The sequence below is a fragment of the Paenibacillus sp. OK060 genome, assembly GCF_900101205.1.
GTDB lineage: Bacteria > Bacillota > Bacilli > Paenibacillales > Paenibacillaceae > Paenibacillus > Paenibacillus marchantiae.
On the sequence record NZ_FNFR01000007.1, the window covers coordinates 149,670 to 161,806 of the forward strand.

The 12,137-nt window shown below is 43.9% G+C and carries 10 protein-coding genes; 7 read left to right on the forward strand and 3 right to left on the reverse strand.

Features of this window, described 5'->3' with window-relative positions; genetic code table 11:
* Window positions 1-191 precede the first annotated feature (191 nt).
* Both BLS14_RS24305 and trmB read left to right on the forward strand, forming a co-directional pair.
* Window positions 192-392 (forward strand): hypothetical protein, encoded by a 201-nt coding sequence (locus BLS14_RS24305; RefSeq protein WP_062320234.1) that lies wholly within the window; start codon window positions 192-194, stop codon window positions 390-392.
* A 152-nt stretch (window positions 393-544) separates the two neighbouring features.
* Entirely contained in the window at window positions 545-1,294 is a 750-nt protein-coding gene (trmB, locus tag BLS14_RS24310; RefSeq protein WP_090954429.1) for a tRNA (guanosine(46)-N7)-methyltransferase TrmB, read from the forward strand.
* 117 nt (window positions 1,295-1,411) lie between these two features.
* Here trmB and BLS14_RS24315 read toward each other — a convergent pair whose 3' ends face one another.
* Window positions 1,412-3,658, reverse strand: coding sequence for an AraC family transcriptional regulator (locus tag BLS14_RS24315; protein WP_090954431.1), 2,247 nt, complete (start codon window positions 3,656-3,658; stop codon window positions 1,412-1,414).
* 401 nt (window positions 3,659-4,059) lie between these two features.
* Between BLS14_RS24315 and BLS14_RS24320 the strand changes: the two genes are divergently transcribed.
* The 3 genes from BLS14_RS24320 to BLS14_RS24330 all read left to right on the forward strand — a co-directional run bounded on the left by BLS14_RS24320 (window position 4,060) and on the right by BLS14_RS24330 (window position 7,555).
* Window positions 4,060-4,965: an ABC transporter permease gene (locus BLS14_RS24320; RefSeq protein ID WP_063564186.1), complete on the forward strand. Its 906-nt coding sequence runs from the start codon at window positions 4,060-4,062 to the stop codon at window positions 4,963-4,965.
* Between the two features lie 89 nt (window positions 4,966-5,054).
* Window positions 5,055-5,894 carry a carbohydrate ABC transporter permease gene (locus BLS14_RS24325; RefSeq protein WP_371121667.1) on the forward strand — a complete coding sequence of 280 codons (840 nt, stop codon included), beginning with the start codon at window positions 5,055-5,057 and terminating at the stop codon, window positions 5,892-5,894.
* Between the two features lie 107 nt (window positions 5,895-6,001).
* Window positions 6,002-7,555 (forward strand): ABC transporter substrate-binding protein, encoded by a 1,554-nt coding sequence (locus BLS14_RS24330; protein ID WP_371121665.1) that lies wholly within the window; start codon window positions 6,002-6,004, stop codon window positions 7,553-7,555.
* Between the two features lie 83 nt (window positions 7,556-7,638).
* Here the strand turns inward: BLS14_RS24330 and BLS14_RS24335 are convergent, their stop codons facing one another.
* Together BLS14_RS24335 and BLS14_RS24340 are read right to left on the reverse strand one after the other, a co-directional pair.
* Entirely contained in the window at window positions 7,639-8,787 is a 1,149-nt protein-coding gene (locus tag BLS14_RS24335) for an MGDG synthase family glycosyltransferase (protein WP_063564189.1), read from the reverse strand.
* 50 nt (window positions 8,788-8,837) lie between these two features.
* Window positions 8,838-9,365: a phosphatase PAP2 family protein gene (locus BLS14_RS24340; RefSeq protein ID WP_063564190.1), complete on the reverse strand. Its 528-nt coding sequence runs from the start codon at window positions 9,363-9,365 to the stop codon at window positions 8,838-8,840.
* 711 nt (window positions 9,366-10,076) lie between these two features.
* Here BLS14_RS24340 and BLS14_RS24345 point away from each other — a divergent pair.
* Together BLS14_RS24345 and infC are read left to right on the forward strand one after the other, a co-directional pair.
* Window positions 10,077-11,315, forward strand: a complete 1,239-nt coding sequence (locus BLS14_RS24345) for a glycosyltransferase family 2 protein (protein ID WP_063564191.1) — start codon at window positions 10,077-10,079, stop codon at window positions 11,313-11,315.
* A gap of 313 nt (window positions 11,316-11,628) precedes the next feature.
* Entirely contained in the window at window positions 11,629-12,123 is a 495-nt protein-coding gene (infC, locus tag BLS14_RS24350) for a translation initiation factor IF-3 (protein ID WP_024628309.1), read from the forward strand.
* Window positions 12,124-12,137: the final 14 nt, after the last annotated feature.

A 12,137-nucleotide genomic window follows, 5' to 3' on the forward strand; every position in this document is an offset into this window, starting at 1 on the left:
ATCAAAAAACTCAAAAAAAGGGGAATCTAGTCGCAAAAATAGGCCGTAGAAACGAGGTTTTATCCTTGCTATAGTTTACACATTATGTTATATTTAAACCAGCGTCAGACACCATCTAATGGGTACTATTCATCATAGCATTTGAATCAATGTTGACGTCATGGACCATACTATACCGTGAGGTGATATGAATGAATTCCCAAGTTAAAAATAATGATCTTCATCATGTTTCTGTAGAACTGACGGCAGAAGAAGCTCTGGCTTTGACAGGTGTTCGTTTCAATGGCAATCCGAAAGTGAAAGCGGCTGCAAGACAAAAAGTTCGCGATGCTTTCGAAAAGACATTTGATTTTTCACACCAAGATAAGGTAGACTATGAACTATTAAAGTAGTTGGACCCCAATTCCAAATAAATCGAAGAGGGAATCTTTGAGATTTGCCCCAAAGTGGCAGATCCGAAGATTCCTTTTTCATTGCTCTTTACAATTAGCCAGTTCTTCGGCAAAATGATTCTGAGACAAGTATGGATAAACGGAGGAATAAGATGCGTTTACGTGGCAGAAAAGGGATTCGTGAAAATTTGGAGCAACAAGTTGACCTCGTTGTTCTTGATCCCAAACAGTACAAAGGAAAATGGTCTGAACTGTTTGGCAATGACCATCCAATCTTTGTGGAATTTGGCATGGGTAAAGGTCAATTTATCAGCCAAATGAGTTATAAATATCCGGAATTTAATTTTATCGGTATTGATATGTATGATGAATTGGTGCGTCGTGCCAGCGAGAAGGCTCGGAAAGCATGGAGTCAGGCAGAAGTGGAGACACCACCCAACCTGAAGCTGGCGCTGGCTAATATCGAACAGATTGAGGAAGTATTTGAACAGGAAGAACTGGAACGGATTTATCTGAACTTCAGCGATCCTTGGCCGAAAGCCAAGCATGCACGTCGTCGTTTGACACATCCACGTTTCCTGAAGAAATATACGGAACTGCTTAACACCAAAGGACAGATTCATTTCAAAACAGATTCGGAAACATTGTTTGATTTCTCTCTCAATGCAATTGCCGACTTTGGTCTGCAAATGACCAATTTGTCTCTGAACCTGCACCGTGATGGATTGAATGAAGAGCATGTCATGACAGAGTATGAGCAGAAATTCATGGGCAAAGGCATGAACATTCACCGGGTTGAAGTTATCGTTGGTGAAGAGGCCTTGCGCGAGTATCAACAAATCCGCTTGGACAAGTATAAAGTTCGGGAAGCTACGGACGAGTCTGGCGAAGATCAAGAGTGATATTATAAAAAAAGCGTGATATGCATCTGGCTACCAGACTCTCATATCACGCTTTTTTTGCTAATTTCGATGAACTAAACCTCATGAAGTCACTTGTGGAAATTCGTTTTACTTCTGCTAAAGCTCCGAATGAAGCTCCTTACGTCGATAATCGTTGGGAGTAACCCCGTTGAATTTCTTAAACATCCGATAGAAATAAGAACTGTTGGTGAACCCGGTTTGCTCAGCAATATCAGCTACAGAGTTTTCCGTCTCAATGAGCAGGAATTGCGCTTTGGCTATGCGGGTCTCGTTAATAACATCGGTTAGACCTTTTAACGTTAGTTGTTTATAGAGTCTGCTGACATAGATGGGTGACATGGCTAGTTCATCTGCAATCGAGGTCAGACAAAGATTGGTATCTGCGTAATCTCGTTCAATAATGCAGTTAATTTTGCGAATGAGTTCTTCATGTTTAAGCGTTCTTTTCTCCTCAACTTTGGATCCAAGCTCATCAAACATGCGATAGAAGTGGGCGTGAACTTCACTGAGATCCTCGGCATCATGAATCGGCAGCATCGAACGGTCGGAGATGGATTCAAGTGTAAGCTGGTTGTTCTTTTTGAGTGTGTTTCTCACATGATTCAGAGTCATGGTCAGATGGGACAGAGCCAGTTGAAATACGGTAAATGGATATGTTGCCGTTTCGCTCACGATGTCTGCATAGACCTGTTTGGCTTCGCCTGTCTTGCCTGTCATCAGGTAATCAATCAACTGTCTCTCTTTTCCAACAGGGAAAGCATATTCTTTGGAATGGTACGCCATGATGTCCGAGGTGTAAATCAGGCATCCAGGACCCATGAACAAACGATGAAGAGAAGCTTCTGCTGATCGAGTATAAGAAGCAATACTGTTTTCCAGTGAATCTTCCACTGGCCCGATGGTAAATGAAATGGAACATCTTAGATGTGTCATCACGGCAGCCTGCATCATGCGCAGCAGGTCCTCAATGGGGCAATACTCATCATCAGCTTCATCCTGAACTTTATCATTAAAGATAAGTGTAATCAGATCGCTGCCCAAATCCACAGCTTCGGTGTGGTAGTAAAGGTCAGCCGTTTCCATGCAAATGTTCATCATCGCGTATTTTATAAGTTGGACTTCATCCCTGTAGGTATCGCTGAAATCGGTAAAATGATCAATACGAAGCAGTACCAGTCTTGTTAGACGATGAACATCAACAGAAGAGCCGTAGAACTTCATTCTGTCCTCCAGCATGCCTCCCGTTACCGTTTCACGTCCTTGCAAAGCCCCACGCAGAAAATCCTGTCGTAATAGATGCAGACTGCCACGACGCTCCGCTTCCATCACACGCATACGGACAAGCACTTTATCAATGGGATGATATAGCTTCCGGGACACGAGGTAGGATAAGAGCACTCCCGCAATTAATAGCCCAATACAAAACAGAACGGTGTGAGTTCGCATATTACGAATATCTGAGGTGATTAGGTCATAAGGCGTTATTCTTACATAGCGCCACCCGAGGTTATCAGGAGCAGTGTAGGTAATGAGTGACTTTATTCCATCAACCTCTGCCGTAAAGTAGGCGGACTGCTCCGTGTTTTCTAGGATTGGCTGCATAAACGTTTCATTGGACAAATCTTTCATTAGCGCACGATTGCTGAAATCGGACAATAACTGTCCCTGTTCATTGATAATAAACGTTTTCCCTGGCTGATCAGCTGAGTTCATATTGGGACTGAGCCAGTCGTCCTTAATATTTACGACAACAGCATAATTCAGTGTAGCATTGTCATTGATCGTGTCGTAACAGAGGTACGTATAACTGCTGACTTGGGTTTCCTCGGTGGAGCCAACTTGGTAAGTACGCGGAATGGGTACAAAAGGTTTGTAATCATGGAAACGGTTGAGGATACTTGTAATCCCTTGATCGTCTATTTCAGAGATGGATTGTTGTCCATTACGAACCTCATTGGAGCTGATAAAGAACTCATCATTTTTGGAGTTATATACATAGATGGATTCGATAAAAGGGAGGGACATGCGATAGTTGTCGAGTTGTTCCATCGCTGACGTAATTTCATAGATGCTCGGATTTGAATAGAGCAGCAGGGCAGAGATCGTGTAATCCTGATAAATCTGATAAGACAGTGATTTGGCGGTCTCGGTCATCTTGGAGACTTCCCGACTGGTCTGGGTAAGACCGTTCATATCGGTTCGGTAGACCTGACGAAGGGCAATACGATTATAGTTGACGTACAAAATGGTAGAAGCCACAAGCAAGGTGGCAACAGTACTAACAATAATGCCGATGAGAATCCGTGCAAACACTTTCTGGCTGTCCTCTGAACGTTTGCGCATGACCTTCCCTCCCGTGGACCTCCTGTTTTGGATGAACAAAGTTAGACTTCATAGCGAAGGATGAGAATTCATAATATGGGTGTGGTGAATCACAGATGTATTTCGAATTATATAGTATGTATGCGTTTACATCAACGGTGGACAGCATGCTATGGCCGATTTCCGTAGCTAAAGTTCAACTTTCGCTTTATTGTTCACTAGGTTCAACCTATGCACGATATCAACTTTTGTGAACGCTCAGGCATTCATTTCAGTGTTCGTTCATATTGTTCATATTCTGTTTCGCAGAATCGTTCATGATCCGGCCGAATGATTCAGTATCCGGTAGCACTTAGGGCAACTACAATAAAACAGAGCTCCACTGCGCGCCGCGCCGTAAGAAATTCGGGAGGGATCGAGCCATGCTCAAAGAATTGAACAAAAACAAAATCATGTTTCTCATGCTGCTGCCTACACTGATCTTTTTTCTGATTAACTCGTATTTTCCGATGGTCGGCATCTATTATGCGTTTACCCGCTATGATTTTGAAGGTGGATTGTTCGGCAGCCCATTTGTGGGCCTGGAGAACTTCAAGTTTCTGTGGCAATCCGGAATGCTGCTGAAGCTGACAACCAACACGGTGGGGTACAATCTGGCCTTCATTATATTAGGAAACGGGCTAGCGATCTTCTGTGCGATTTTGCTCAGTGAAATTAGGGGAAAAGTGTTTAAGAAAATTACGCAGTCGGTCATGTTTTTACCGTATTTCATCTCGTTTGTACTATTAAGTGTAATCGCTTACAACATGTTCAACTATGAATCCGGTTTTGTGAACACGGTACTCAAACGTTTCGAGGCGGGGCCTGTTGATATTTACAATACACCCTGGATCTGGGTGTTCCTGATCATCATTTTTTATCTGTGGAAAAATCTCGGGTACAGCATGGTCATCTACCTTGCAGCTATTACAGGGATCAGCGATGAGTATTACGAGGCAGCCCGGATTGACGGGGCCAATATCTTTCAGCGCATTTGGTACATCACCGTACCGATGCTAAAACCGACCTTTGTCATCCTGTTGTTATTCTCACTCGGGAGCATTATGAAGGGACAGTTTGATCTCTTTTACCAACTCATTGGAAATAACGGTGTCTTATATAACGCTACAGATATCATCGATACGTATGTGTATCGTTCCCTGAAAGTGACGTTTGATATCGGAATGGCTACTGCGGCTGGTCTGTATCAATCGCTGTTCGGTTTTATCCTGATCATGACCGTCAACTATATCATCCGTAAAGTGAATGAGGACTACGCCTTGTTCTAAAACGCCTATAGGCAGAAGGGAGACCTACTATGCACACGCGTACCCGAGATACGGAATTCACCTTGTTGTTTCAAATCATCGCTTACAGCATGATCCTGATTCTTTCCTTAATCTGTATCATTCCATTTCTTTTGATTTTATCCGGCTCATTCAGCAGCAACGAATCGATTGTAAGAGACGGGTATCACCTCTTTCCCACCGATTTCTCCTTGGAAGGTTATAAGATGGTGTTCAAATTTCCGACCCAGGTGCTCAAAGCTTATGGCGTGACGGTATTTACAACCGTTGTGGGTACGGCCCTTGGACTATTTCTTATTACGATGGCGGGATTTGTACTGCAACGCAAAGATTTCAAGTACCGGAACGCTTTCTCATTTTTCATCTACTTTACAACCCTCTTTGGTGGGGGATTGGTTCCTTGGTACATCATGCTGGCAAATTATTTCAATCTTACGGACACGTATACGGTGTTGATTTTTCCGGGATTGATGACGCCTTTTCTCATTATCCTGATGAAAAACTTCATTCGTTCAGCCGTTCCGGATGAGCTGATTGAGTCAGCCAAAATCGATGGTGCGAATGATTTCCGCATTTACTTTAGCGTAGTACTGAAACTGGCGATGCCCGGCATTGCCACTGTAGGGTTATTTCTGGCACTGGGATATTGGAATGACTGGTTCACATCATCCTTGTTCATTAACAACCCGGATATGTACCAGCTGCAATTCTATTTGTATAACACCATGAACACGATTACCTTCATTGACCAGATGGCGATTGGTACCGGCATAACTCTTAGCCAGGATGTACCTACCGAATCGACCAAAATGGCGATGGCTATTGTGGTTACTGGACCCATTTTGTTCCTGTATCCATTTGTGCAGCGGTACTTTGTCAAGGGTCTTACCATTGGTGCGGTGAAAGGTTAGAACGTGCACGCGCTGTGGGTGCAGATGGCGGGATAGCTGTCTATCCGTCTGCGTCTGAATCATGGCGAGTCTGCGCTAACATATAAGGTTGACCACAAAAAGGGAGGATGCGTATGCGTAACAAAACAATTCGGCACCTGTCTATGGTACTTGCCCTGATGTTGTTTGCCGGGGTGCTTGCCGCATGTAATAACGGTTCGGGGGGATCTGCGCAAGGAAGTGAGCAGGGAGGTTCTTCTGAGAACAAAGGGGAGAAGGTAACACTGCAATTCTACATGCTTGGTGATGCCCCCAAGGATCTGCCTGTGATTGAGTCGGAAATCAACAAGCTGGCTGAGGCTGATCTGAACGTCAATGTGAAATTTAACTATACCTCCTGGACAGACTGGGACCAAAAATACAAATTGCTGCTGTCTTCCGGTCAACCGATTGATCTGATTTTTACCGCGGATTGGACGTTCTATCAGTCCTATGCGAAAAAAGGAGCGTTCCTGCCTCTGGATGAATTACTGCCTAAGGCAGCACCAACGCTCAAAGCTTATGTACCTGATGACATGTGGAACGCGGTAAAAGTCAATGACAAGATCTATACTGTACCATCGACATGGACTGAATATGTTACTGAGGGTATTGCGTACCGTGAGGATTTGCGTGAGAAGTACAATCTGCCCAAACCGGAATCTCTGGAGACACTCGAAGCCTATCTGGAGGGTATCAAAGCCAATGAACCGAATATGATTCCAATCGCGGATAGCAATGCGAACCATACCCATGGTATTCGACAATTGACATCCAAGCTGGTGAATACGGCAGGTCAGCTCCCTTATGGTCTGGACATCATGTATGACACACCATCCAATATCACTTCCTATTGGGGGTCTGCACAGCATCTGGAGGACCTGAAAACGTACAAACGCTGGATGGACAAAGGCTTTTTTCCGAAAAACGTGCTGAATGTAAAGGATACGTCCAACTCATTGCTGCAAAATGGCAAATCGGCTGTTGTACTGTCGGGTGAGAACCCGAACAAATTTAATGCGGATGTGATCAAGGTCCAGTCCACTCACCCGGATTGGAAGCTCGGTTATTTCCCTTACCCGAATGCCAAAGGATTTGCACAACCAGTTCACCCGATTCACAATGGTTTTGCAATTCCACGCAGCAGCAAAAACCCGGAGAAAGCACTTGCATTCTATGAAAAACTGGTTACCGACAAACGTTACAACTGGCTTACCGAATATGGTGTGGAAGGCAAGAACTTTGAAGTTCAAGACGGTTATTATAAAATGGTGGGCGATGCCCAGACCAATGGATTTCCGCGCGAAGGCATGAATGGTTGGGCTTGGCGTAATCCGGAATTCATGCTCTATGATAAGAGCTTTGATGACGTACTGGCTATTTTCAAAGAGCTGGACAAAATGAAAAAGCCGGATATCTTTACTGGATTTGCTGAGGATTGGACGCCATACCAAGCTGAGAAAGCTGCACTGGAGCAGGTAGAGAAGCAGTATCTCTATCCGTTAAATGTGGGATTGGTGGAGGATGTAGAAGCGGGTCTGAATACATTTATGGAAAAAGCCAAACAGGCAGGCCTTGAGAAGATTCAGACCGAGTATACCAAGCAGTGGCAGGATTACTTGAAGTCGGCTGGTATTCAATAGTTTGTACTATTCTTCATATTAAAAAAAGGTGCCTTCGATTCGAAGGCACCTTTGCTGTGTACATGCAGGCTTGTTTGAAGCCGTTACAGTCTGGCTTGGTCTGCCGAGTAGGGACGCAGATCCAGAAGGTCGATAATACTTTGTGCGCTTTGCATTGGGTGATACTTGGCAATCTGCGCCATGTGGCGTTTGCGTTTGCGAACAATGTCAGGGTAGTTATGAAGCAGTTTATTCATCCATTTCACAACAACATCAAGGGAAGTAATGGGCTCCCCCAAACCTCGTGCGGTGAAATACTGAACATTTTCTTCTTCCTGACCCGGTATGGGATTATGGAACAGCATGGGGATTCCCTTTGCCAACCCTTCACTGCATGTCATTCCACCCGGCTTGGTGATCAGGAGATCAGATACTTCCATTAATTTGTCCACTTCATTGGTGTACCCGATGATATGGATATTATCTTTTTTATACAACGGATTTTGTTCCATGCTGATTCGGCTTTTGTCATTGCGGCCAAGGCAGAAAATAATCTGAACATCCTCATGCCAGCGTGTCAATAATTGGTTAACTACTTCATCACTAAGCATTCCCCAACCACCGCCCATCACAAGCACAGTAGGCATGTTCTTCAAATTGAATTTTCCTCGGATCTCGTCCCGCCCGGGATGTTCCCAGAAGTTGGGGTGGATCGGAATGCCGGTAACGCGAATTTTGTCTAAAGATACACCCCGCAGCATTAATTTGGACTTTACCTCATCTGTAGAAACAAGATACAGATCCACTTCAGGGCTAATCCACGTCCCGTGCGCGTCATAATCGGTAATGACTGTGCAAAGTGGAACCTGCACACCCAGACGTTTCAGTCTGGATATGACAGCACTGGGAATAGGGTGGGTGCATACAATAACATTCGGACGAAGCTGACGGACAATACTGCGTGTATGGGTATAAAACAGTTTATGCAACGCGAGTGTAGTCAGCCGGTTCAAGGATTTTTTATATTGGTGCCTGTATACATACCCGATGAGCTTGGGCTGGTTAATGACCGTTTTTTTGTACGCTGTAATGATGAGTGGCGCAACTCTGGGGTTCAGAAAACTCCCCAACTCAAGCACTTTGGTTTGCACATTCGGCGAAAGTTTTCGCAAACTGCTGGACAGCGCATAAGCGGCTTGAGTATGACCAGCGCCAAAGCCTTCAGATAATAGTAATACTCTTTTTTTCTCCACGCTTGCTTCACCTGTTCCTGCTAGGTTTTCCTTAGTCTAACATATTCACATTATGTCCATAAAGCAACAGTTGCAAGTGCGACTAAAGTACCGATCGTAGCACCTGCGAGAACATCTGAGGGATAGTGTAATCCCAGGTAAATTCGTGAAAATCCGACAATTAATGCAACAGGGAGTAACAACAGCAACAGGAACGGCTCCATCGTCATAAAAGGGACTGTAACCGAGAATACGGCAGTAGTATGCCCTGAAGGGAACGAATGGTCCGTCAGGGGATTGCGGAACGTAATCGTATCCGGTAAGGCCAGGTAAGGCCGAATGCGCGGATACAGTTTTTTGGCGATTGCTACGGGAATGTGGCTAACCGCTAGAGCGATGCATGCCTGAAGTCCTGTTGTACTCCAAGGAGCGGGAGCCAGCAGCCAGATTAGTAAGGATACTGCAATAGAAGATGTTGCTCCGCCCAGATGGGTGAAATAATACAGCCAAAAGTTCATAAATCGATTATGAAGTCGACCATTAATCCACATAAATACATTTCGATCATACTCTTGAAACTTTACGAATAAACGGCTCATATTGGCCTCCTGCCAGTCAGGCCCCATGTTGGCGGCAGTATTTCCGGTAAATTGCTGTGTCCGGTTTCGTCCTGAATAGTATATAACCGTTTTTTCGTGAACTTGAGGTTATTTCAGGTATATGTTTATCATATTTTTAAATGTTGTCCTTTTCAAGAAGAACACATGTGAAGAAGGTAAAATTCATGTTAAAGAGTGGATATACACCCAACTTAACTTTTTGACTCGGACTATCTAAAAAAGATACAATGATTCAACATGGCTGAAATGCGGTTAAAAAAATGTAAGTTTAAGACTGAACTTTTTGAGGTCTGTTTACGTTATTTGATATAGAGCCTCTGTCGATATGTATCAGCCTGATGAAAAAAGCAGGGACTTTAGAAATAAAAATTAAGTAAACGGCTGAAAATAAGATATAACAGGCATGAATGCGAGGTTGGAGTATCACGAGGTGCCTATTCAGCGTTTAAAGTTCACATTTCTGCTTCAGGAAGTGGAATTGCGGTTTTGACAAATGGCTGAAAAGAATACAAAATCGATAAAGCAGCCAACTGGCATCAACCATGCTTGAAACATTGTCTGAAATATTTACGTAGTAAACAAAAGAACAGGGTCATATTCTGCGCATCACAAAAAAATAAAAGTGCAGAATCCAGGAAGAGAAACATTTAAAGTAATCTGGTTTTGAAAAAAAGGGGGTAACAGAGAACGATGTTGGACGCTATATTCGTCACGATGCAGGTCCTTCTGGCACTGCTAGCCGTGTACCAATTCACGTTTTCGCTGTTCGGTCTGATTAAGAAAAAGAAAAAGAAACATTATCCGGCGACAAAATCATTCGCTGTACTCGTCGCAGCACACAATGAGGAACAAGTTATTGGTGCTTTGATGGAGAACTTGAAACAACTGGATTACCCGGAAGATCTGTACGATGTGTTTGTCATTTGTGACAACTGTACGGATGGAACGGCTCAAATTGTAAGACAGCATGGATTAAATGCTTGTGTACGTACGAATGCTGATCTCAGAGGTAAAGGGTATGCCATTGAATGGATGCTTAAATACTTGTGGAAATTGCCACGTCAGTATGACGCAGTTGTCATGTTTGACGCGGATAACCTGGTTGACCGTAACTTCTTGCTTGAGATGAATGACGACTTGTGCAATGGTTCGCGTGTAATTCAAGGATACATTGATACCAAGAATCCGGAGGATTCCTGGATCACTGCAGCATATGGTGTATCTTACTGGTACATCAACCGTCTGTGGCAGTTGTCCCGTCATAATTTGAATATGGCGAATTTCCTCGGAGGTACTGGAATGTGCTTCGAGACCAACCTGCTCAAGGAAATTGGCTGGGGCGCTACAAGTCTGGTTGAGGATTTGGAGTTTACGATGCGCAGTGTTCAGCGTAATGTATATCCTGTCTTTAACTATGATGCCAAAGTATTTGATGAGAAGCCGTTAACCTTTAAAGCTTCAGCAAGACAACGTCTTCGCTGGATGCAAGGTCACTTTACGGTTGCGCGCAGATATTTCTTCCCGCTGCTGTGGCAGAGTATCAAGGAAAGAAGCTTGGTGAAGTTTGACCTTGCTGTGTATGGAGCAAACGTGTACGTTGTTTTGCTTACGTTCCTGATGACTGCTGTCCTGTGGGTGGATACAGCGATATTCAGTGGTCCACATATCGCAAACATATACGGATACTTCCCGCTTTGGGTAGGGTTCGTAGCGATTGGTCTGAATGTCCTGACATTCTTGTTGTCCATGGCGCTGGAAAAGGTTACTTTTGCCAAAGTGTATCTGTACCTGATCTTGTTCCCGATTTACCTTCTTTCATGGTATCCAATTACGTTCTACGCGTTCTTCACGCAGAACAACAAACAATGGAGCCATACTCAACATACACGTGTTGTACGTTTGGATGAGGTGCAGAGTAAGCAGGGATAATGAATGATTGACTTGGATGAAAGCATGTCTATAAAAATAAATATTGTAGAGACGTTGACAATAGTTTTGCAGGATGTTATAGTATTCAAGTGCGTTAAATGAATAGCTATGGAATCACAAGTAGAAGTCCGACTTCTCACCTGATCAACAAACATGTTGGCTGGTCAACGATCCCAATAATTTATGAAGTGTTTACTCATGAAGAATTGTGTTGATTACAGGGATGTCGGTAGCTTAACCGGCATCCCTTTTATTTTTGTGTAACAGGATATTCAAAATGACCTGGAGGTGGACGGTTATTAGTAAAGATCACATGATTAATGATGAGATTCGGGCGAAGGAAGTACGCCTTGTCGGAGCTGAAGGAGAACAAATTGGGATCACGCCGATTCGGGAAGCACTGCAAATGGCGATTGACCTGAACTTGGACCTGGTCAATGTGGCACCACAGGCTAAACCGCCGGTATGCCGCATCATGGACTATGGCAAATTCCGCTATGAGCAACAAAAGAAAGACAAAGAAGCCCGTAAGAACCAGAAAATTGTTGACATTAAAGAAGTATGGTTCCGTTCCAATATTGAGGAGCATGATTATCAAACGAAGCTTCGTAATGTAGTTAAGTTCTTGAAAGAAGGCGACAAGGTAAAATGTTCCGTTCGTTACCGCGGACGTGAAATTGCGCATGCCGCCATTGGTCAACGGATTTTGGAACGCGTTAAGGTGGAGGTTGCAGAACTTTGCACCATCGAACGTCAACCAAAATTGGAAGGCCGCAGTATGATCATGATTCTGGCTCCTAAAGCCTGATAACATTGGAGGAG